Origin of the sequence: Streptomyces sp. NPDC093149, assembly GCF_044754145.1 — a bacterium.
GTDB lineage: Bacteria > Actinomycetota > Actinomycetes > Streptomycetales > Streptomycetaceae > Streptomyces.
In genome coordinates this window covers 256,436-278,356 of record NZ_JBIVON010000012.1, presented here as the reverse complement: position 1 = coordinate 278,356, position 21,921 = coordinate 256,436, and the positions used below count along the sequence as shown (strand labels likewise).

The window sequence follows — 21,921 nt, the reverse complement described above, 5'->3', positions numbered from 1 at the left end:
ATCAGACACGCCTCCCGGACGTCCGACGGGAGATGTAGCGCGCGTCGAGACCGGAGAGTCCGCGCACCGCGACGTACGCCTTCTCGTGGCCCGGCAGCGAGACGCGACCGCGCAGCACCGCCTCGGGATCGCGCTCGATCCGGTCGAGCAGCCGCCGGTAGATCCCTGCCATGGCCGCGACACAGGCGCCGCTGCGCCGGTCCAGCATCGGCAGCAGCCGGTACCCCTCGGCGAACAGCGCGCGGGCACGCCGGACCTCGAAGTGCACCAGGCCCGCGAAGTCGGCGCCGGACGGCGGGGTGGCCCGGTGGAAGCCGGCCGAGCAGCCGAACTTGGCCAGGTCGTCGGCGGGCAGGTACGTACGTCCGTTGCCCGCGTCCTCGCGCACGTCCCGCAGGATGTTGGTCAGCTGGAGCGCGAGGCCCAGCGTGTCGGCGTACTCCGCGGCCCGGTCGACACCCGGAGCGCCTGGTTCCGTACCGAAGACACCCAGGCTGAGGCGGCCGATCGCACCCGCGACGCAGCGGCAGTAGACCTTGAGGTCGTCCCAGGTCTCGTACGTCGCACCGCGGACATCCATCAGCACGCCGTCGATGAGTTCGTCGAGCCCGCCGAGCGGGATCGGGAATCGGCGCGCGGCATCGGCGAGCGCGACGGCCACCGGATCGGTGTCGTCCTCGTCGACCGCGCCGCCACGGATCCGGTCCAGGACCGCGCGGGTGCTCTCCAGGCGGATCCGCTTGGTCTCCGGCTCCAGCGCGCCGTCACCGATGTCGTCGACACGACGGGAGAAGGCGTACAGCGCCGACATGGCCTGTCGCTTCTCGGCCGGCAACAACCTGATCCCGTACGCGAAGTTACGCGCCTGCTGTCCGGTGACCGCCTCGCAGTACCTGTATGCGGCCTGTACCGGTGCCGACATGTAGGTCGTCTGTCCCTCCACGGTCCGGCTCACCCCTCTCTCCGCGCTCTTCGCAAGACAACTCCCACCTCGCGCAGCAGGCTGGGCTTGGTGGGCTTGGGCGGTCCGGGCAGTACGTCGAACCCGGCGGCCGCGATCGCGGTGAGGGCGGCACGCCCCCCGCCCACGAATCCGGCGAGAAGCACCTTGAGCCTGCCGTGGACGCTACCCACCAGGGGGGTGCCTTCATTCAGCAGTTCCCGAGCGCGTTCCGCTTCGTACGCAACCAGCGAACGCACCGACGCGCCCCCCGAAGGGGCGGCCAGATCGGTTTCACGGACGTGGAATCGCGCCATGTCGTCCGCGGGAAGATAGATCCGGTCGCGGCCGAGGTCCTCGGCGACGTCCTGGAGGTGCTCGACGATCTGCAGGGCCGTGCAGACGGCATCGGAGCGGCGTACACGTTCGGGGCTGGCGGTTCCGGTGATCTGCAGAACCAGCCGGCCCACGGGGTTGGCGGAGAGCTCGCAGTAGGCGACGAGTTCCTCGTAGGTCCCGTAGCGGCGGACCTTCTGATCCTGCCGGTTGGCCTCGATGAGGCCCAGGAAGGGCTCGGGGGTGAGCCCGCAGCGCCGCACGGTGGGGCGCAGTGCGCGCAGCAGGGGGTGGTGCGGGCCGTCGCCGACGGCGTCGAAGACCCGGTGCAGATCGACCTCGAAGGCGTCGAGCATGGCGAGCCGGTCGTCGGTCTGCGCGGGGTCGAGGCCGAGGTGGCGGGCGTCCGCGCCGCCGGGGGCGAGATCACCGTCGCCGATGTCGTCGACGAGGCGGGCATAGCCGTACACCGCCATCAGGTCGTCGCGCCAGGCGCGCGGCAGGAAGAACGGCGCGACGGGGAAATTCTCGTCCGCGGCCTTGTCGAGGGTGCTGGGCACGGCGGCATCGGTGCGTGCCTGCCGGGTACGGGTCACCGCCGACCGCCCGGCGCTGGGACGGCGTGAGCACCTCGGAGCTGGAGATCTTCCGTCATTGCCGTCACATCTCCCGTTCTACACTGCTGACCCAAAACATCCCATTCCGGACACGCCGCCCGCTCTGCCGAGTGCGGAGCACGCCTGCGGGCCGTTTGGCCAGGCGGTATCGCCCCACTTGCAACGAATCAGCACCGGTACAGCTTACGTTGTACAACCCTCATCGATACGTCGGGGTGTTACGCGCAGCGGAACACCGCACCCTGCCCCGCCAACCTTCCCCGTGCGCAAGGAAATTGACGTCATCCGTCGGGAGGAGATCTTGTCCCTGGCGTACCGCCGGGGGTGGTGGACGCCCCGGGGCGTCCACGATCCGGACACCGGCGCGGCCTCCGGCCGGGAGTTCCGGCGGAGGCCGCGTCGGTGCCGGGGGACCGGCGGAGCGTCTATTTGCCGGTCTCGCGCTCGTACGCCTTGAGGACCTCGTCGGTCGGACCGTCCATCAGAAGCTCGCCCTTTTCCAGCCACAGCACCCGGTCGCAGGTGTCCCTGATGGACTTGTTGCTGTGGCTGACCAGGAAGACGGTGCCCGCTTCCTTCCGGAGCTCCCTGATGCGCTTCTCGGAGCGGATCTGGAACTTGCGGTCACCGGTCGCCAGCGCCTCGTCGATCATGAGGACGTCGTGGTTCTTCGCGGCGGCGATCGAGAACCGCAGCCGCGCGGCCATTCCGGAGGAGTACGTCCGCATCGGCAGGGTGATGAAGTCGCCCTTCTCGTTGATGCCGGAGAAGTCGACGATGCCCTGATAACGCTCCCGGATCTCCTCGCGCGACATGCCCATCGCGAGGCCGCCGAGCACGACGTTGCGCTCACCGGTCAGATCGCTCATCAGCGCCGCGTTCACCCCGAGCAGCGACGGCTGGCCGTCCGTGTACACCTTGCCGTGCTCGGTCGGAAGCAGACCGGCGATGGCCCGCAGCAGGGTCGACTTGCCGGAGCCGTTGGTCCCGATGAGACCGATGGCCTCGCCGCGGTAGGCGGTGAAGGAGACACCGCGGACGGCGTGCACCTTCCGCACTCCGCGCGACTCGCCCTTGCCGCGGCGCAGTATCCGGCTCAGCGCCGCGGTGGCGCTGCCCTTGCCTCCGCCGCCGTTGACCCGGTACACGATGTGCACATCGTCGGCGATGACGGTGGGGACGCGCCCCGAAGTGTTGTCGTCAGCCACGGCCGTACCGTTCCTCTGCCTTCCAGAAGTACACGAAGCCCACGACCCCGACGAGGACCGCCCAGGCGAGCGCCACGATCCAGACGTGCGCCGGCAGGTTGCCCGCGCCGTAGCCGTCGATCAGCGCGAAACGGATCAGGTCCATGTAGATGGCCGCCGGGTTGTACTGCAGCACATCGGCGATCCAGTCCGGCTTGTCCTTGAGCATCACCGGGATGGAGAACATGACGCCCGACGCGTACATCCAGGTCCGCATCACGAACGGCATCAGCTGGGCGAGGTCGGGGGTCTTGCTGCCGAGCCTGGCCATGATCAGCGCCAGTCCGGTGTTGAAGAGGAACTGCATGGCCAGTGCCGGGACGATCAGCAGCCACGAGAGAGAGGGGTAGCTGCCGAAGGCGACGGCCACGACCGCGAGCACGATCATCGAGAACAGCAGTTGCTGGAGCTGCTGCAGCGAGAACGAGACGGGCAGCGAGGCCCGCGGGAAGTGCAGGGCCCGGACCAGTCCCAGGTTGCCGGAGATGGCCCGCACGCCCGCCATCACCGAGCTCTGGGTGAAGGTGAAGACGAAGACGCCGGTCACCAGGAACGGGATGAAGACGTCCTGGGTCATCCCCTTCCTGGTGCCGAGGATCAGCCCGAAGATCAGGTAGTAGACCAGGGCGTTGAGCAGGGGCGTGGCCACCTGCCACAGCTGGCCCAGCTTGGCCTGGCTGTACTGAGCGGTCAGCTTCGCCCTGGAGAACGCCATGATGAAGTGGCGGCGGCCCCAGAGCTGCCGGATGTACTCGAAGAGCCCCGGCCGGGCGCCGCTCACCGTCAGGCCGTACTTGGCGGCCATCTCGGCCGAGCTCAGGCCGTCGTCGGCGGATGGTGGGGTGCTCAGGGCGACCGCACCATCATGGGTTGTGTCACTCACCAGATGAAACTCTCGTATTCAAGATGCGCGGCCAGTCGCGGGCGCGGCTCGGAGCGGACAGGTCCCGTGGAGAAGAAGTACGTCTCATGCTCTCAGAGGAGAGCCTCTCAGATCACGGGAGGTCGGCCGAGTCTGGTCAGCCGCCACACCGTGCGCCACCTCATCGGACGGCGGGGTCCGCACGGCGTGGACCAGCCTTCGCGGAAGCCGCCGAACCAGGCCTTCAGGGCCGGGCCGGAAGGCTTGCGCAGCAGGGTCAGCAGCAGCCACACGCCGAGGTACACGGGGACCAGCGGCGCGGGCAGATTGCGCCGTGCCAGCCACACCCGGTTGCGGGCCACCATGCGGTGGTACACCGCATGCCGCGACGGGGCGGTCGTCGGGTGGTTGAGGACCATGTCCGCGCGGTAGTCGATCATCCAGCCGGCGTCCAGTGCCCGCCAGGCCAGATCGGTCTCCTCGTGCGCGTAGAAGAACTGGCCGGGCAGCGGACCGACCTCGGCGATGACCTTGGTGCGCACGGCGTTGGCGCCGCCGAGGAAGGTCGTCACCCGCGAGGAACGCATCGGATCGGCGGCGCGCAGCCGCGGCACGTGTCGGCGCTGGGTGACACCGGTGTCGGGATCGGCGATCCGGAAGCTGATGATGCCCAGCTCGGGGTCGGCGTCGAACGCCCGCCGGCACAGCTCGGCGGTGTCGCTGAGCGGGAGCAGTCCGTCGTCGTCGAGGAAGAGCAGGGCGTCCACGTCGGCACCCGACGGGCCGAAGGCCTCGATCCCGACGTTGCGGCCGCCGGGGATGCCCAGGTTCTCGGGCAGCTCGACGGTGCGCACTCCCGCCGGGACGTCCGGCACGGGGGCGCCGTTTCCGACGACGACCACCTCGATCCGGTCGCCTTCCTGCCCGGCGACCGAATCGAGCAGGGCGCGCAGCTCCGCGGGGCGGTTGCCCATCGTGATGATGACCGCGCCGAGCTTCATGGGTGTGCTCATTTCAGCCTGCTCGACGCCAGGATCGACACCAGGTGCAGGAGGGTCTGCAGCAATGCGATACCGGCCAGGACCGCGACCATGAGACGGCTGAAGAACAGATCGTCCCTGACCGCGTCGAGAACGGCCGCCACCAGGATCACCAACGACGCCTCGACGCCGAGGATCAGCCGGTGGAACTTGAGTGCGCCGGCGGCCCGGCGGGCGAGTGCCATGCCGGACGAGCGCGGCTCGGAGGCGGCCTCCTTGACCGGCGGCAGCCCGCCCTGGTGGCGGGCCACCCCGACCAGGTCGGTCTCGGCCTTGATCAGGATGGCGCCCAGGGCCGCGAGAGTGCCGAGGAACGCCCAGAGCCAGTCGATCCGTCCGGAGCCCCACAGATCGGCGGCACGCAGACCGAAGCCGACCAGTACGGCCGCGTCACACAGATACGCGCCGACCCGGTCCAGGTAGACCCCGCCCAGCGAGAACTGCTTCTTCCAGCGGGCCACCTCGCCGTCGACACAGTCGAGCAGGAGGTAGAGCTGGACCATGAGAACCCCGAGCAGCGCACCGGGAATGCCCGGGACGAGCAGGGCCGGCGCGGAGAGCACACCCGCGACGGTCATCACATAGGTCAGCTGGTTCGGCGTGACCTTGGTGTTCACCAGGTGACGGTCCACGCGCAGCGAGATCTCGCGCATGTAGAGCCGACCCGCCCAGTGCTCACCGCTGCGCCGGTCCTTGACACCCGGAGGGTGCACGACCGGACGGAGTTCAGCTATCGATGGCTTTTGCATAGTCGGCGTACGCGTCCCTGATCTGGTCGGTGGACAGGTTGAGGTGTTCCAGGATCGTGAAGCGTCCCGGGCGGGTCTGCGGGGCGTAGTCGACGGCCCTGACGAACTCGTCGGCGGTGAAACCGATCTCTTCGGGCCGGACGGGCAGACCGTGGCGCCGCAGGGCGACCGCCATGAGCAGTGCGTCCTCGCGCGCACCACGCAGGTGCATGGCGAAGCAGGCGCCGAGGCCGACCTGTTCGCCGTGGCTCGCCGCACGCCTGGGGTACAGCAGGTCGAAGGCGTGGTTGATCTCGTGGCAGGCGCCCGAGGCCGGCCGGGAGTCGCCGGCGACCGACATGGAGATGCCGGTCAGTACCAGTCCCTCGGCCAGCACCTTGAGGAAGGCGTCGTCGCCGATCCCGCCGGGGTGGCGGAGCACGGCCTCGCCGGCCTGCCTGGCCATGGCCGCGGCCAGTCCGTCGATCTCCTCCCCCCTGACCTCGTGGGCGAGCTCCCAGTCGGCCACGCAGGAGATGTTGGAGACCGCGTCACCGATGCCGGACCGTACGAAGCGGGCCGGTGCCTCGCGGACGATGTCGAGGTCGATGACGACGGCGATGGGGGTGGGTACCCCGTAGGAGCCCCGGCCGTTGTCGTTGTCCAACGTGGCGACCGGCGAGCAGAGACCGTCGTGGGCGAGGTTCGTCGCCACCGCGACCATGGGCAGGCCGACGCGCGCGGCCGCGTACTTCGCCACGTCGACGATCTTGCCGCCGCCGAGGCCGACCACGGCGTCGTAGCGGTTGCCCTTGATGTCGTCGGCGAGCTTGACCGCCGAGTCGAGGGTGCCGTCGGTGACCGGGTACCAGTGGGCGCCGGGCAGCGCGGGGGCGAGCCGCTCGCGCAGGGCACGTCCCGAACCGTCGCTGATCGCGACCGCCAGCTTGCCGGAGGAGGAGATCCGCTGGTCGGCGAGGAGACCGGCCAGATCGTCCAGGGCGCCGCGACGGATGTCGACGACGACCGGGGACGGAATGAGCCGGGTCAGTACTGGCACGCGATCTCACGGCCCTTCGCGAGGTCGTCGTGGTTGTCGATCTCGACCCACGTCACGTCGCCGATGGGGGCCACGTCGACCGTGAAGCCTCGGTTCACCAGCTCCTGGTAGCCGTCCTCGTAGTAGAGGTCGGGGTCGCGCTCGAACGTGGCCTTGAGTGCGTCGGCGAGCTCCGCGGCGGCCTCCGGCTCGATGAGGGTGACGCCGATGTACTCGCCGGTCGCGGTGGCCGGGTCCATCAGCTTGGTGATGCGCCGCACACCCTTGTCGCCTTCGGTGACGACCTTCATCTCCTCGTCGGCGAGGTGCTTCACCGTGTCGAGGGCGAGGATGATCCGCCGGCCGTCGCCGCGGGCGGCGAGCAGGGTCTTCTCGACGGAGACCGGGTGCACGGTGTCGCCGTTGGCCAGGATGACGCCGCGCGTCAGGACGTCACGGGCGCACCACAGGGAGTAGGCGTTGTTCCACTCCTCGGCCTTGTCGTTGTCAATCAGGGTGAGGGTGACGCCGTACTTGGCCTCCAGTTCGGCCTTGCGGTCGTACACCGCTTCCTTGCGGTAGCCGACGACGACGGCGACCTCGGTGAGGCCGATCTCCGCGAAGTTGGCCAGCGTCAGGTCCAGGACCGTCTTCGCAGCGCCGTCCTGTTCAGGACCCACGGGCACGAGCGCCTTCGGGAGCGTGTCGGTGTAGGGGCGCAGACGCCGTCCTGCACCGGCTGCCAGTACGAGGCCGATCATGCGGGTTCTCCTTCGTCGTGAACGGCGGGTGCTCCGGACGACACCCAGAAGCGGATGGACTCCACGAGCACCACCAGTGCCACAGCCGCTGCGAGAGCGGTGAGTGCCACGGTGAAAGCTGAATGCCGGGTGAATACGGCGGCGAGTACGGCCACCACCAGGGTGCGGCCCTCGTGCCCACCGATCGTGCGGACCAGCCACTGGGGCGGCGCGCCGGTGCCGCCACGAATGCGGTACACGGTGTCGTAGTGATGGTAGGCGACGGCCGACACCAGCCCGAAAGCCGCGGGAAGGGCTCCCGCGACATCGCTGCGGGCGGCGAGAACGAGGACGGTGCAGTACTCCGCCGCCCTGAATATGGGCGGTACGAGCCAGTCGAGGGCGCCCTTGAGGGGGCGGCAGACGGCCAGCCCGGAGAAGATCGCGTAGACGACCGCCGCGAGGATGGTGTGCCAGCTGCCGAAGGGCTGCGAGAGGGCCGACGCGACCATGAGCAGTCCGGCGAGCAGGGCCATGGCGGGAGCGGTCCAGGGTCCCTTCGTCCGGGACCCGATCGCCGAGACGAGCTGTGCGAGGGGACCGGAGTCGGCGAGGTCCGCCAGTGCACGGGCGGCGCGGTCGGTGCGCCGGGCCTTGCGGGTCAGCGAGCGCAGCAGGCGGCCGGCCGTGGTGTAGCAGGCTGCGAAGGCGCAGCCGATGAGCAGGGCGTAGAAGACGATCCGGGGGGTGGTCACCGCGGTGAGCACCGCGATCATCGCCCAGCGCTCACCGATCGGCAGCACTATCATCCGGCGCGCCCAGACCGTCCAGCCGACGCTGTCGAGCCGGTCGGAGAGAGCCGCCGTGGGGCTCGAATTGGCCACCGCGTCGTGGTTGGCCTCGTTGAACGAGAAGTCGATGACATGGCGGCAGGCCTGGAGCACCATCGCGCCGAGGGCCAGCGCCCATACGTCGTCCCCGCCACGGGCGGCGCCGAGCGCGAGGCCGGCGTAGTACGCGTACTCCTTGGCCCGGTCGAAGGTGGCGTCCAGCCAGGCACCCATCGTCGAGTACTGCAGCGAGTAGCGGGCGAGCTGCCCGTCGGTGCAGTCCAGGACGAAGGAGAGGAGCAGCAGCACCCCGGCGGCGATGTAGCCGCCGCGTGTGCCGGTCGCCGCGCTGCCCGCCGCGATCAGCGCGGTGAGCAGGGACGCGGTGGTGACCTGGTTCGGCGTCAGGCCGCGGCGGGCGCACCAGCGGGCGATGTAACGGGAGTACGGGCTGATGAAGAACGTGGTGAAGAAGCCGTCGTGGGCCTTCACGGCGCTGCGCAGCCGTACCGCCTCGTCGTCGACCGCGGCGACGGCGTTCCGCGCGGTCGTGCGCGCGGACTCGTCGGCCGGCACGGTGGCGACCAGCGAGCCGAGCTCGGGACGCTGCACGGCGGTGCCCTCGGCGTCCATGGTGACGGCGAGGCGGCCCGGCACGGTGCGGTCGGTGACCGTCACCGCGGTCGCGCCCGAGCCCGTGGGGACGCCGGCACCGACGGCCGCGGCCGTGGTGCTCAGAGCCCGCACGAGCGCGGGGCGTGCCTCGGGCTGCGCGGTGAGCGCGCCGGGCACGGTGGCGGCGGGAAAGCGCGGGTCGGTGAGTCCGAGCCGGAGAGCATGGACATGGCCGACGAATCGGGGGTCGACCAGTGCGACGCGGCGGTCGGCGGGGACGGCCGAGAGCAGCCGTGCGGCCTCGGACACATCGGCGGCGATCTGTACGTCGAAGCCCAGTGACCGCAGATCGTCCGCGAGCGACGACCCGGGTACCGGCGCACCGGTGAGGATGGCGGTCGACAGACGAACTCACTCCTTGGTGCTGACGGGGTCGGCGCGCGACAGCGCGGCCCACAAGCGGGCCGGCGGCACGTCGGCAGAGGCTATCGGATGAACGGAAGCGGGAGTTCACTGCCCGTTTGTGCTCCGTTCGGGGTGGACCGGCATCATGCGGCGCCGCCCGCGATCATCATCGTCGATCCCCGCCTCGCCTGACAAAACGCGGTGCCACGGAGTGCGGTCCCGCTGCCGGATCGGGCCGGACCCGCTCCGGGAGCGAGGCTTCAAGGGCCGTCCCGTGATCCGTGGTGGAGCAGCGCGCGGCGTCGGATGCGGTGCGTCGCAAGGCGGAGAGACGTCCGCATACTGCATTTATATGGACGTTCCGACAACGTGGTGAGGTGCCGCAGCTGTCGTCGCGTGCCCGCCGGGGATCACGGGACAGCCCTTAGGCTGGCCCGCATGACATGGCTGATCACAGGCGGAGCTGGGTACATCGGCGCACACGTGGTGCGGTCCATGACGGGCTCCGGAGAGCAGGTGGTCGTTCTCGACGACCTTTCGACCGGTATCGCCGAGCGGCTCCCGGCCGATGTGCCGCTGGTCCGGGGATCGGTCTCCGACCGTGCGCTGCTCGACCGCGTGCTGGCGCGGCACGGCATAACGGGTGTGGTGCATCTCGCAGCGCAGAAGCAGGTCGGCGAGTCCGTCGAGAAGCCGCTGCTCTACTACCGGGAGAACGTGGCGGGGCTGACCGTCCTCCTGGAGGCCGTCGTCGCCGCCGGTGTGCGGCGCTTCCTGTTCTCGTCATCGGCCGCGGTGTACGGGGTGCCGGATGTGGAGCTCATCACCGAGGACACCCCGTGCGTTCCGATCAATCCGTACGGTGAAACCAAGCTCGCCGGGGAGTGGCTGGTCCGGGCGACCGGAAGGGCACACGCTTTGTCCACCGGCTGCCTGCGCTACTTCAACGTGGCCGGAGCGGCGACGCCGGAACTGTCGGACACGGGTGTCTTCAATGTGATTCCGATGTTCTTCGACCGGCTGACCCGGGGCGAGGCCCCCCGGATCTTCGGCGACGACTACCCGACCCCCGACGGCACCTGCGTCCGCGACTACATCCACGTCGCGGATCTCGCCGACGCGCATCTCGCCCTCGCCCGGAAGCTGGCCGGACCGGGCACCGGCGACCTGACCGTGAACATCGGCCGCGGCGAGGGCGTCTCGGTGCGCGAGCTGGCCGACGTGGTGGGCGAGGTCAGCGGCCTGGACCGGAAGCCGGAGGTCCACCCACGCCGTCCCGGCGACGCGGCCAAGGCCGTCGCGTCCGCGGTCCGGGCGTCCGAGGAGCTGGGCTGGACACCCCGGCAGGGGGTACGCGAGATGGTCGAATCCGCCTGGGAGGGCTGGTGCCTGCGCCACCCCGAGGCACGCGGAGACTAACGGCCTCCCCCACGATAGGGAGTGGATCAGCGAGCGGCGTCATGCGGCTTCGATTGCAAGGCGAAGGAAGGAATCGACGCGGAGCGTCGGTGACTGACGACAACACCGCAAGCGGAGTCGCATGACGCCGGGAGCCCGCTCCCTATCGTGGGGGAGGCCGTAAGACCGACCGGCACATGGGGGGGTGGGAGAAGGAGCGGGGCCGGGTGCGTGCGGCTGCAATGCGGAGGAGGGAGTCGACGCGGAGCGTCGGTGACCGACGACAACGCCGCGGATGTGCGTCCAGCCCCGCGACGCCGTCCCCCATGTGCCGGTCGGTCTGACCCGTCAAGGAACGTCCCACAGCCCTGACCTGCAGGCATTTCCGCAGGTCAGGGCATATGACAACGGTGTTCAGTACCGTGTTGCCCGATACCCCCCACCCGTAGTTCACTGGCAGTGCTCGGGCCGATCGCGTCCGAGTCCGCGAGACGACCGGGAGGCGTCCCCATGGGGGCAGGGCACGACCACGGCCACACACACGGCGGGCCACCGCCCACCGGCACAGCGGCTGCCGCGTACAAGGGCCGGCTGCGGATCGCGCTGTCCATCACGCTCACCGTGATGGTCATGGAGATCGTCGGCGGACTGCTCTCCGGATCCCTCGCGCTGATCGCCGACGCGGCCCACATGGCGACCGACGCCCTGGGCCTGGGCATGGCGCTGCTGGCGATCCACTTCGCCAACCGGCCGGCCGGGCTCAACCGCACCTTCGGTTTCGCCCGAGCCGAGATCCTCGCCGCCCTGGCGAACTGTCTGCTGCTGCTCGGCGTGGGCGGCTTTCTGCTCTTCGAGGCGATCCAGCGCTTCATCACCCCGGCCGAGACCAGGGGCGGACTGACGATCGTCTTCGCCCTGGTCGGCATGGTCGCCAACATGGTCTCGCTGTCGCTGCTGATCCGCGGGCAGAAGGACAGTCTCAATGTGCGCGGCGCCTACCTGGAGGTGCTCGCGGACACGCTCGGCTCGTTCGCCGTGCTGATCTCGGCAGGAGTCATCCTGGCCACCGGATGGCAGGCCGCCGACCCGATCGCCTCGCTGGTGATCGGCCTGATGATCGTCCCCCGTACGGTGAAGCTGCTCAGGGAGACGCTCAACGTGCTGCTGGAGGCGGCGCCCAAGGGCGTCGACATGGGGGAGGTACGGGCCCACATCACCGCCCTGCCCGGAGTGCTGGACGTCCACGACCTGCACGCCTGGACGATCACCTCGGGAATGCCGGTCCTCTCCGCCCATGTGGTGGTGCGCCAGGACATGCTCGACTCGATCGGTCACGAGAAGCTCCTCCACGAACTGCAGGGCTGCCTCGGCGTCCACTTCGATGTGGAGCACTGCACATTCCAGCTGGAGCCGAGCGGCCATGCCGAGCACGAGGCCAAGCTCTGCCACTGAACCGCCGTTCAGGGGGCGGTGTATGGTGTCCGGCGAGGCATGTCGGCCTCCCCGTGCACGAGAGGAGCTGAGGTTGATGACCGTCGCGACGGCGCCCGCCCGGCGCAGCATCCGGTCCTTCCTCAACCTCCGGGCCCTCGGCTAGCACCCCGACTCCCACCGGGTCGACACGTTGGCCGGAGCCCTCGCACACAAGGGTTTCCCACGTTGACCGACAACGATCACGCCGTCCGTTACGAGGCGTTCTTCTCCCTGCATCACCGCCTGCCCCGGCAGAGCCCGGGCTCCGACGCCACCACCCGGCAGCTGCTGGAGCTCGTCGGCCCGTTGCCGCACCGTCCGCGCGTCCTGGACCTGGGCTGCGGCCCCGGCCGCGCCGCACTGCTGCTCGCCGCCGAGGCGGGTGCCGAGGTGACCGCCGTCGATCTCCACGAACCGTTCCTCGACGAACTGCGCGAAGCGGCCGGGGCCCGCGGGCTCGGCGACCGCATCCGACCGGTCCGGGCCGACATGGCCGATCTCTCCGGACCCGACTTCCCTGACGGGTCGTTCGACCTCGTCTGGGCCGAGGGCTCCGCGTACATCATCGGTTTCGACACCGCGCTGCGTGACTGGAAGCGGCTGCTCGCCCCAGGCGGCTCCCTCGTCGTCTCCGGGTGCGTCTGGACGACGGACACTCCGTCGGCCGTGGCCCGCGCCTTCTGGGAACGGGAGGCCTCGCTGCGCCCCGTGGCGGCCGACATCGCGGCGGCGGTCACGGCGGGCTACCACGTCCTCGGGGTTCGGGTGCAGCCCGACAGCGACTGGGACGAGTACTACATCCCGCTCGCCGAGCGCGTCGAGGCCGCGGACGCGTCGGCTCCCGGCATGGAGTGGGCGCTCGCGGCGACCCGTGAGGAGCTGGCCATGCGGCGCGAGCACGGTACGGAGTACGGCTACGCCTGCTACGCGCTGCGCCCCGCCGACCCGCGCTGGAGGACCCGGCCGGAGACGGCGGCGGACGGGACCGCGGTGCACGCCGTCGTCGCCGCCGCGTTCCCGACGCCGGACGAGGCCCGTCTCGTCGACGAGCTGCGCGCCGACCCGGCGGCCTGGCTGCCCGGCCTCGGTCACGTGGCGCTCGACGGTCCGGGCGGCGACATCGCCGCGTACGCGCTGCTGACCGGGTGCCGGGTCGGGGACACGCCCGCTCTGGCACTGGCCCCGGTGGCGACGGTCCCGGACCGTCAGCGGCAGGGTGCCGGCCAGGCCGCGGTGCGGGCGGCGCTCGACGCGGCCCGGCTGCGGGGCGAGTCCCTCGTCCTGGTGCTCGGCCATCCCGAGTACTACCCGCGGTTCGGCTTCGTACCGGCGTCCCGGTACGGAATCCGGCCGGGCTTCGACGTCCCGGACGAGGCGATGATGGCCCTGGTGCTCGACGACTCCGTGCCGGTGCCGCGGGGCACGATCCGCTACCCGGCGGCTTTCGGCGTCTGACGCGCCGTCCGGTCCCGTCGCGCCCCGTGGCGCGGCGGGGCCGGACATGCCAGCACCCGAAGTACGGACAAGCGGCTTTTGTACGGCAGACTTGAGCGGACTCGACGGGACCGGCGCACAAGGCCGGGACCATAGCGAAGGATGGGTATGCCGACCACACCAGCCACCGCGGCGAACAGCTCGTCGAACGGCACAGCAGAAGCGATCATGCTCGAACTGGTCGACGAAGACGGCACCACCATCGGTACGGCGGAGAAGCTCGCCGCCCATCAGCCGCCCGGTCAACTGCACCGGGCCTTCTCGGTGTTCCTCTTCGACGAGCAGGGCAGGCTGCTGCTGCAGCGTCGGGCGCTCGGCAAGTACCACTCCCCCGGTGTCTGGTCGAACACCTGCTGCGGCCACCCCTACCCGGGTGAGGCGCCCTTCGCCGCCGCCGCCCGGCGCACGTACGAGGAGCTGGGGATCTCGCCCTCCCTGCTGGCCGAGGCGGGCACGGTGCGCTACAACCACCCCGATCCGGCCTCCGGCCTGGTGGAGCAGGAGTTCAATCACCTCTTCGTGGGAATGGCGCAGGACCGGCTCCGCCCGGACCCGGAGGAGGTCGGCGAGACCGCGTTCGTGACGGCCGACGAGCTGGCCCGGCGACATGCGCAGGCACCGTTCTCCGCCTGGTTCATGACGGTGCTGGATGCCGCCCGGCCCGCGATCAGGGAACTGACCGGACCGTCCGCCGGCTGGTGACGGCCCGGCTGCCGCGGCACGCGGGCCCGGTCAGGCCAGCGGCTTCAGTGGCAACGCCGCCCAGATGATCTTGCCACCGCCTGCGGTGTGTTCCACATCGCAGGCGCCGCCGGCCTCCCGGGTGATCTCCCTGACCAGCAGCAGACCGCGTCCGCCGGTCTGTGCGTGGTCCGTCTCCAGGGCCGTGGGACGGTAGGGGTGGTTGTCCTCGACGGACACCCTGATCCACTCCGCGCCGACGGCCACCTCGACGGCCAGCTCCGGCGAGAGCAGCGCCGCGTGCTTCACCGCGTTGGTGACCAGCTCGGACACGATGAGCAGCAGCCCTTCGGCGATGTCGTCGTCCACCGGCACGCCCTGGCGGTTCAGCAGATCGCGCACCGCTCGCCTGGCCTGCGGTACGGAGACGTCCACGGCCGGGGCGGTGAACCGCCAGACACCCTCGTACGACACGGGCCGGGCGGGGACACTCCCGCGGCTCTCCATAGTGCGGTACCCGCTCTCGACTCGGTGGTGACTGCACGTCGAGTACAGAGTGCGGGGCGTAGTCGGCCCGGACCGTGCCGCTGAACAGAAGTCGACTTCTATCGACAGTTTCTGGCTGAACCTGCACGAAAGCATCAGTCCTTGGACCGACTCTGGTCCTCTCCTGTGGGCGCGCCCGGCAGTTCTCCAGTCGTCCGTCGGTCCTCGACCATCGAGACGATACGGCGGCCGCCGACCCCGATCGCGATCAGGCCGAGCCCGTCGAAGAGCAGCGCCAAGGAGAAGAAGAGGCCGAGAACGTAGAGGCTGCTGTGCGGCCGGTCGAAGAGCACCAGCAGCCCGAGCAGCAGGCCGAACGCTCCCTGCAGCAGCGTCCAGCCGAACTGCGGACCTCGCGCGACCACGCTGCCGACCAGCCGGAACAGCCCGCCGGTGAGGAAGAGCAGCGCGGCGAACATGGTCAGCGCCTCGGCCGTGCCGTGCGGATGACGGATGACGACGACCCCGGCGGCGATGTTCAGCGCGGCCACCACGAGGCCCAGCCAGAAGTAGTTGGTGCCGCGGGACTCGATCGCGTGGAGCAGACCGACGAGGCCGCCGAGCAGCAGCAGCCGGCCGAAGAGGAGCATCGAGGTGAGCGTCGCGACGCCGGTGTACACGAGGCCGACCAGACCGGCCACGACGAGAAGGGTGCCGAGCAGCGCCAGCCGGCCGAAGCTCCGGCTCAGCTTCCTGCCCTCGACGGCGGGACCGGCCACGGGAGGCTCCTCACGGTGCGTGTCTGTTCGGCGACCCCTTCTTGATCACAGGTTCGAACCGTACGGATAGCATCCGGCGCATGGACCGTACGGAATCCCGGCTGGAGCACGCCGTCGCGGACGGTGTCGCGACTGTCGTCATCGACAACCCCGCGAAGCGCAATGCGATGACGGCGGCGATGTGGGGCGCGCTGCCCGGACTGCTGGAGCGGCTGGCCGCCGACGCCGCGGTCCGGGTGCTGGTGCTGACGGGCGCCGGGGACACCTTCTGCGCCGGCGCGGACATCTCCTCGCTCCGGGATCCGGCGGTCGATCCGCAGGCCCTCGCCGTGGCGGCGGAGGAGGCCCTCGCCGCGTTCCCCCGGCCGACGCTCGCGGCGATCCGCGGCTACTGCGTCGGCGGCGGCAGCCAGCTCGCCGCCGCCTGCGATCTGCGGTTCGCCGAAGAGGGTGCCTCGTTCGGGGTCACGCCGGCCCGGCTCGGGATCGTGTACGCCGCGTCGTCGACCCGGCGGCTGGTGGCGCTGACCGGCCCGGCAACGGCGAAACACCTGCTGTTCTCGGGCGAGCTGATCGACACCGCACGGGCGCTGCGGACCGGTCTGGTGGACGAGGTGCTGCCGCCCGGTGAGCTGGGCAAGCGGGTCGACGCATACGCACGGACCCTGGCGGCGCGCTCGCAGCTGACGCAGGCGGCGGCCAAGGAGTTCGCCACGGGCCGCGAGGACCGGGACGCGTACTGGGCGGAGCAGGCGCGCCGCAGCGGCGACACCGCGGAGGGTGTCGCCGCCTTCCTGGAACGGCGCGCGCCGCGCTTCACCTGGCCGAGAGGGCTGTGACGCCGCTATGGCTACTGGAGGATGAAACGACTGTCGGCGCGGAACTTCTCGACCAGTGCCGCCGGCGCCTTCGCGGGTGAGCCCGCGTCGTACGGCGGCTGCGGGTCGTACTCGCTCAGCAGCTGTACGGCCATGGCGTGCTCGTCGCCGGCGATCCGGCCGAGCAGGGTGAGTCCCATGTCGATGCCGGAGGAGACACCGGCCGCCGTGACGTACTTGCCGTCCACGACGACGCGTTCACCGGTCGGCTCGGCGCCGAAGTCCTTGAGGGAGTCCAGCGCGAGCCAGTGCGAGGTGGCGCGGCGGCCCGTCAGCAGTCCGGCGGCGGCGAGCAACAGGGAACCGGTGCAGACGGAGGTGGTCCAGGTGCTGGTGGCATCGGCGGTGCGCAGCCAGTCGAGCAGGGTCTCGTTCTCCATCTGGTTGCTCTGGCCGGGGCCGCCGGGGACGACCACCACGTCCGGCGCCGGCACGTCGGCGATGGTCTTCTCGGCGACGAGCGCGAGGCTGCCGTTGTCGTTGTGCACGGGGCCGCTCCGTTCGGCGACGAACACGGTCTCCGCGCCGGGGATGCGGGCGAGCATTTCGTAGGGGCCCACGGCATCGAGCGAGGTGAAGCGGTCGAAGAGGACGATGGCGATCTGCATGGCGTGGCCTTTCGGTCGGTCGTCGTGGCGGGTGGCGGTTCGTTCGGTCAGTGGGTGACGGGCCGGGCGCGGAAGCGACGGCGGTATTCGGCGGGTGCCGTGCCGAGGGTCTTGATGAAGGCGCGGCGCATGGCCTCCGGGGTGCCGTAGCCGCAGGCGCGCGAGATGCCGGTGACGCCGTCGGTGGTGTCCTCCAGCAGCCGACGGGCGTGCTCGATACGTACGCGGTCGACGTAGCGGCCCGGCGTGAGCCCCGTCTCGGCCTGGAAGGCACGGGCGAAGTGACGGGGCGAGAGGCGGGCACGGGCGGCGAGCGCCTCGACGGTGAGGTCGTCCTCCAGGTGCTCCGTGATCCAGTGCTGGACCTCCCGCAGCGGTTCGCGCCGGGCGGTCTGCGCGGTGAGCTGGGCGCTGAACTGGGCCTGGTTGCCGGGCCGGCGCAGAAAGACCACGAGGTGACGGGCGATCGTGAGCGCGATGTCCCGGCCGTGGTCCTCCTCGACGAGTGCGAGGGCGAGGTCGATACCGGCGGTGACTCCGGCGGAGGTGGCCAGCCTGCCGTCGCGCACGAAGATCGGGTCGGGGTCGACCTCGACGGCCGGGTGGCTGCGGGCGAGGTGGTCGCAGACCGTCCAGTGCGTGGTCACCCGGTGCCCGTCCAGCAGCCCCGCCGCCGCCAGCAGCAGCGCCCCCGTACAGACCGACACGAGCCTTTCGGCGTGCGGGGCACGGTCCCGCAGCCAGTCGACGAGCGCGGGGTCGGGGGTACGGGTGCCCTCGCCGCCGGGGACGAGGAGGGTGTGCACCGGGCCGGCGTCGGTGAGAGCGCCGTCCGGGACGAGGGTCAGTCCGCTGCTCGTGCGGACCGGGGCTCCGTCGAGGGAGGCCGTGCGCAGTTCGTACGCGGCACCGGTGAGATGGGAGGCCCCGGCGAACACCTCCACCGGACCCGTCACATCGAGGCTCTGGACGCCGTCGAAGAGGACGACGAGTACGGATCGCTGCGTCATGTCCGCCATCCTGGGCGGCCGACGGCATGGCCGCAATGACGAAAAACCCACCTTTCCAGCCACACGGCCCCCGGGAACCGGGGCTCCCCCAGGGGTTACGGGTCGTACCGACCAGTCGGTAACGTACCTGCATGAGCACTCTCCCGGCGCGCGCCGGACGCCGCTGTCACAACGCCCTCAACCCACTGCACTCGACGGTCTACTTCTCCCCCGACCTCGGCAAGGAGTTCGCGGAGCTCGGCATCGACGACCCGAACGCCGCCTACTTCGCCGCGCGCGGCGCGGCACTGGGCGCCGTCGGCCCCGGCACGGTCACCGCGGCCTTCTACAACTTCAACCACGACCTCGTCGCCCGACACCTCCCCGCCGTGTGGTCCGTCGCCTCGCCGCAGGCGGCCCTGGACGCCCGGCTGCGTGCCGCCGACACGACGCTGCGCCGGCTGCTCGGCGAGGAGATCATCGCCTCCCCCGAACTGGCCGAGGCCGCCGGGCTGGCGCTGCGTGCCGCCGAGGCGTGCACCCGACACGCCCGGCCGCTCTACGCCGCCCACGCCGATCTTCCGGTGCCCGAGCAGCCGCACCTGGCGTACTGGCACGCGGGCACGCTGTTGCGCGAACACCGCGGTGACGGTCATGTCGCGGCTCTCCTCGCCGCCGGTCTCGATCCGGTGGAGGCCCTGGTCAGCCACACCGCGACCGGCAAGGGCATGAACCCGCGCTGGATCCTCACCACCCGCGGCTGGCGCCGCAGCGACTGGGAGGAGGCGACCGAACGGCTGCGGGGGCGCGGAATCCTCGACGGTGAGGGCGAGTTGACGGACGCGGGCGTCGCCCTGCGGGCGGAGCTGGAGGACGTCACGGACCGGATGGATCTGGCCCCGTACGAGCATCTGGGTGAACAGGGCGTGGCGCGGCTCACCGAGCTGGGGCGCGGATTCCTGTTCACGGCGGCGTCGGCCGGCGCGTTCCCCACCGATCTGATGGGCAAGGGCTGAGCACTCCGGACCGCGGCGACTGGGGTGGTCGGGCGACACGGCGCCTGGCCACCCGGCACAATGCAGACGAAGGGGTCCGCCCCGGTAAGCACAGCCAGTACAGCCCGTACGAGAAGGCGAGTCGGTAGAACCGTGACGACGTCCATCGAAGGCAGGATCGCCGAGGAGCTCGGCGTACGCGAGCGGCAGGTGAGGGCGGCCGTCGAGCTGCTCGACGGCGGGTCGACCGTGCCGTTCATCGCCCGCTACCGCAAGGAAGCGACCGAGATGCTCGACGATGCGCAGCTGCGCACCCTCGAGGAGCGGCTGCGCTACCTGCGGGAGCTGGAGGACCGTCGTACGGCGATCCTCGACTCCGTGCGCGAGCAGGGCAAGCTGGACGAGGCGCTGGAGGCGCAGATCCGGGCCGCCGAGACCAAGGCGCGCCTTGAGGACATCTATCTGCCGTTCAAGCCCAAGCGGCGCACGAAGGCACAGATCGCCCGGGAGGCCGGGCTCGAACCGCTCGCCGACGGCCTGCTCGGCGACCCCTCGGTGGAGCCGCTCGCCGCCGCTGCCGCCTTCGTCGACGCGGACAAGGGCGTCGCGGACGGTGCCGCCGCGCTGGAGGGGGCCCGTGCCATCCTCGCGGAGCGCTTCTCGGAGGACGCCGATCTGATCGGTGAGCTGCGTGAGCGCATGTGGTCGCGCGGGCGGCTGGCCGCCAGGGTGCGCGACGGCAAGGAGGAGGCGGGGGCGAAGTTCGCCGACTACTTCGATTTCGCGGAACCGTTCACCGCACTCCCCTCGCACCGGGTGCTCGCCATGCTGCGCGGCGAGAAGGAGGAGGTGCTCGACCTGGTCCTGGAGCCGGAGGAGCCTTCCGAGACGCCCGGCCCCTCGACGTACGAGAACATGGTCGCCCGGCGCTTCGGGGTCGGCGACCGCGGCCGTCCCGGCGACAAGTGGCTCGGCGACACCGTGCGCTGGGCCTGGCGGACCCGGATCCTGGTGCACCTCGGCATCGATCTGCGACTGCGGCTGCGCACGGCGGCGGAGGACGAGGCGGTACGGGTCTTCGCGTCGAACCTGCGCGATCTGCTGCTCGCCGCGCCGGCCGGGACGCGGGCCACGCTGGGGCTCGACCCGGGCTTCCGCACGGGGGTGAAGGTCGCCGTGGTCGACGCGACCGGCAAGGTCGTCGCGACGGATGTCATCCACCCGCACGTCCCGGCGAACAAGTGGGACCAGTCGCTGGCCGCGTTGGAGCGGTTGGCGAAGGCGCACGACGTCGACCTGATCGCGATCGGCAACGGCACGGCGTCCCGTGAGACCGACAAGCTCGCCGGTGAACTCATCGACAAGCACCCCGAGTTGAAGCTCACCAAGGTCATGGTTTCGGAGGCCGGCGCTTCGGTGTACTCGGCTTCTGCCTTCGCCTCCCAGGAACTCCCCGACATGGACGTGTCGTTGCGCGGCGCCGTCTCGATCGCACGCCGCCTCCAGGACCCCCTCGCGGAACTGGTGAAGATCGACCCGAAGTCGATCGGCGTCGGCCAGTACCAGCACGACCTGTCCGAGGTGAAGCTGTCGCGCTCGCTGGACGCGGTCGTCGAGGACTGTGTGAACGGTGTCGGTGTCGACGTCAACACCGCGTCGGCACCGCTGCTTTCACGGGTGTCCGGGATCGGCTCGGGGCTCGCGGAGAACATCGTCGCGCACCGTGACGCGAACGGGCCGTTCCGTACGCGCAGGGCGCTCAAGGACGTGGCGCGGCTGGGCCCGAAGGCGTACGAGCAGTGTGCGGGCTTCCTGCGCATCCGGGGCGACGACCCGCTGGACGCGTCGAGCGTGCACCCCGAGGCGTACCCGGTGGTGCGGGCGATGGTGAAGCGGACGGGCGGTGACGTCGCCTCGCTGATCGGCAACACGGGTGTGCTGCGCTCGCTGCGGGCCGACGACTTCGTGGACGAGAAGTTCGGCCTGCCGACGGTCACCGACATCCTGAAGGAGCTGGAGAAGCCCGGGCGCGACCCGCGCCCCGCGTTCAGGACGGCCACCTTCAAGGAGGGCGTCGAGAAGATCGGCGACCTGGCGTCCGGGATGGTGCTGGAGGGCGTCGTCACCAATGTCGCGGCCTTCGGCGCGTTCGTGGACATCGGTGTGCACCAGGACGGCCTGGTGCATGTGTCGGCGATGTCCCGCACCTTCGTGAAGGACCCGAGGGATGTCGTGAAGCCGGGCGACATCGTGAAGGTCAAGGTCATGGACGTCGACATCCCGCGGAAGCGGATCTCGTTGACGCTGCGGCTGGACGACGAGGCGTCGGCGGGGAGCCAGGGCGGCGGGCCGAGGCGTGAGCGGAGCGAGCGCGGTGGCCAGGGCGGCCGACCGCCGCGGCAGCGCCAGGGTCAGGGCGGTCAGGGCGGTCAGGGCGGTCAGGGCGGTCAGGGCGGTCAGGGCCGAGACCGGCGCGGTGGTGCCGGCGGTTCCGCCCGTCCGGCGCCGGCTCCGGTGAACAGTGCGATGGCGGACGCGTTGCGTCGGGCCGGGCTCGCGGATCCGAAGCAGAACACCTAGGGACTTTCGTTCGGACCGGCCCCCGCCGGCCCGGCGTGATCCGAACGAGAGGCCCTGGGGTCTTTCGTTCGGATCGGCCCGGCGTGATCCGAACGAGAGGCCCTGGGGCCGACGTCACCAGCGGGTGGGGCGGGGTGCGGTCCACTGCGTGGAGCCGCCCC

The 21,921-nt window shown here is 70.7% G+C and carries 20 protein-coding genes; 7 read left to right on the top strand and 13 right to left on the bottom strand.

Going from position 1 to position 21,921, the window contains the following annotated elements:
• Position 1: 1 nt before the first annotated feature.
• The 9 genes from hpnD to ACIQCZ_RS31375 form a co-directional block, all read right to left on the bottom strand.
• Positions 2-955: a presqualene diphosphate synthase HpnD gene (hpnD, locus tag ACIQCZ_RS31415; RefSeq protein ID WP_402287218.1), complete on the bottom strand. Its 954-nt coding sequence runs from the start codon at positions 953-955 to the stop codon at positions 2-4.
• Entirely contained in the window at positions 952-1,872 is a 921-nt protein-coding gene (hpnC, locus tag ACIQCZ_RS31410; RefSeq protein ID WP_402287216.1) for a squalene synthase HpnC, read from the bottom strand. The genes hpnD and hpnC overlap by 4 nt, the downstream gene beginning before the upstream one ends.
• Before the next feature lie 446 nt (positions 1,873-2,318).
• The gene (locus tag ACIQCZ_RS31405) at positions 2,319-3,101 is read right to left on the bottom strand and encodes an ABC transporter ATP-binding protein (RefSeq protein ID WP_402287213.1); all 783 of its coding nucleotides are present in this window, start codon (positions 3,099-3,101) and stop codon (positions 2,319-2,321) included.
• Positions 3,094-4,023: an ABC transporter permease gene (locus ACIQCZ_RS31400; RefSeq protein WP_402287211.1), complete on the bottom strand. Its 930-nt coding sequence runs from the start codon at positions 4,021-4,023 to the stop codon at positions 3,094-3,096. Before ACIQCZ_RS31400 ends, ACIQCZ_RS31405 begins: the two co-directional genes overlap by 8 nt.
• Positions 4,024-4,130: 107 nt before the next feature.
• Positions 4,131-5,003 carry a glycosyltransferase family 2 protein gene (locus tag ACIQCZ_RS31395; protein ID WP_376283238.1) on the bottom strand — a complete coding sequence of 291 codons (873 nt, stop codon included), beginning with the start codon at positions 5,001-5,003 and terminating at the stop codon, positions 4,131-4,133.
• Positions 5,004-5,011: 8 nt separating this feature from the next.
• A complete protein-coding gene (locus ACIQCZ_RS31390; protein ID WP_402287208.1) occupies positions 5,012-5,791 on the bottom strand; it encodes a CDP-alcohol phosphatidyltransferase family protein in 780 nt (259 codons plus the stop codon).
• Positions 5,769-6,830, bottom strand: coding sequence for an iron-containing alcohol dehydrogenase family protein (locus ACIQCZ_RS31385; RefSeq protein ID WP_351084579.1), 1,062 nt, complete (start codon positions 6,828-6,830; stop codon positions 5,769-5,771). The genes ACIQCZ_RS31390 and ACIQCZ_RS31385 overlap by 23 nt, the downstream gene beginning before the upstream one ends.
• A complete protein-coding gene (locus ACIQCZ_RS31380) occupies positions 6,818-7,570 on the bottom strand; it encodes a phosphocholine cytidylyltransferase family protein (protein WP_351084577.1) in 753 nt (250 codons plus the stop codon). Before ACIQCZ_RS31380 ends, ACIQCZ_RS31385 begins: the two co-directional genes overlap by 13 nt.
• Positions 7,567-9,342 carry a DUF5941 domain-containing protein gene (locus ACIQCZ_RS31375; RefSeq protein WP_402287246.1) on the bottom strand — a complete coding sequence of 592 codons (1,776 nt, stop codon included), beginning with the start codon at positions 9,340-9,342 and terminating at the stop codon, positions 7,567-7,569. Before ACIQCZ_RS31375 ends, ACIQCZ_RS31380 begins: the two co-directional genes overlap by 4 nt.
• Before the next feature lie 495 nt (positions 9,343-9,837).
• Here ACIQCZ_RS31375 and galE point away from each other — a divergent pair, with 495 nt between their 5' ends.
• The 4 genes from galE (at position 9,838) to idi (ending at position 14,466) form a co-directional block, all read left to right on the top strand.
• Positions 9,838-10,818 (top strand): UDP-glucose 4-epimerase GalE, encoded by a 981-nt coding sequence (gene galE, locus ACIQCZ_RS31370; protein ID WP_402287205.1) that lies wholly within the window; start codon positions 9,838-9,840, stop codon positions 10,816-10,818.
• Positions 10,819-11,307: 489 nt separating this feature from the next.
• The gene (locus tag ACIQCZ_RS31365; protein ID WP_402287202.1) at positions 11,308-12,249 is read left to right on the top strand and encodes a cation diffusion facilitator family transporter; all 942 of its coding nucleotides are present in this window, start codon (positions 11,308-11,310) and stop codon (positions 12,247-12,249) included.
• A 207-nt stretch (positions 12,250-12,456) separates the two neighbouring features.
• Positions 12,457-13,725 carry a bifunctional class I SAM-dependent methyltransferase/N-acetyltransferase gene (locus ACIQCZ_RS31360; protein ID WP_402287200.1) on the top strand — a complete coding sequence of 423 codons (1,269 nt, stop codon included), beginning with the start codon at positions 12,457-12,459 and terminating at the stop codon, positions 13,723-13,725.
• Positions 13,726-13,872: 147 nt separating this feature from the next.
• Complete coding sequence (gene idi / locus ACIQCZ_RS31355) at positions 13,873-14,466, top strand: isopentenyl-diphosphate Delta-isomerase (RefSeq protein WP_402287197.1); 594 nt, start codon at positions 13,873-13,875, stop codon at positions 14,464-14,466.
• Between the two features lie 30 nt (positions 14,467-14,496).
• On the opposite strand, the gene ACIQCZ_RS31350 is transcribed toward idi, so the two are convergent.
• Positions 14,497-14,952, bottom strand: a complete 456-nt coding sequence (locus ACIQCZ_RS31350; RefSeq protein ID WP_391744101.1) for an ATP-binding protein — start codon at positions 14,950-14,952, stop codon at positions 14,497-14,499.
• A 134-nt stretch (positions 14,953-15,086) separates the two neighbouring features.
• Entirely contained in the window at positions 15,087-15,710 is a 624-nt protein-coding gene (locus ACIQCZ_RS31345) for an HdeD family acid-resistance protein (protein WP_402287194.1), read from the bottom strand.
• Positions 15,711-15,790: 80 nt separating this feature from the next.
• On the opposite strand from ACIQCZ_RS31345, the gene ACIQCZ_RS31340 reads away from it, so the two are divergent.
• Positions 15,791-16,549, top strand: a complete 759-nt coding sequence (locus ACIQCZ_RS31340) for an enoyl-CoA hydratase/isomerase family protein (protein ID WP_402287192.1) — start codon at positions 15,791-15,793, stop codon at positions 16,547-16,549.
• Positions 16,550-16,560: 11 nt separating this feature from the next.
• Here ACIQCZ_RS31340 and ACIQCZ_RS31335 read toward each other — a convergent pair whose 3' ends face one another.
• Positions 16,561-17,196, bottom strand: a complete 636-nt coding sequence (locus tag ACIQCZ_RS31335; RefSeq protein ID WP_402287190.1) for a DJ-1/PfpI family protein — start codon at positions 17,194-17,196, stop codon at positions 16,561-16,563.
• A gap of 47 nt (positions 17,197-17,243) precedes the next feature.
• Positions 17,244-18,206, bottom strand: coding sequence for a GlxA family transcriptional regulator (locus ACIQCZ_RS31330; RefSeq protein WP_402287188.1), 963 nt, complete (start codon positions 18,204-18,206; stop codon positions 17,244-17,246).
• A 131-nt stretch (positions 18,207-18,337) separates the two neighbouring features.
• Here ACIQCZ_RS31330 and ACIQCZ_RS31325 point away from each other — a divergent pair, with 131 nt between their 5' ends.
• Complete coding sequence (locus tag ACIQCZ_RS31325) at positions 18,338-19,201, top strand: hypothetical protein (RefSeq protein WP_402287185.1); 864 nt, start codon at positions 18,338-18,340, stop codon at positions 19,199-19,201.
• 132 nt (positions 19,202-19,333) lie between these two features.
• The gene (locus ACIQCZ_RS31320; protein WP_402287183.1) at positions 19,334-21,760 is read left to right on the top strand and encodes a Tex family protein; all 2,427 of its coding nucleotides are present in this window, start codon (positions 19,334-19,336) and stop codon (positions 21,758-21,760) included.
• Positions 21,761-21,921 lie beyond the last annotated feature (161 nt).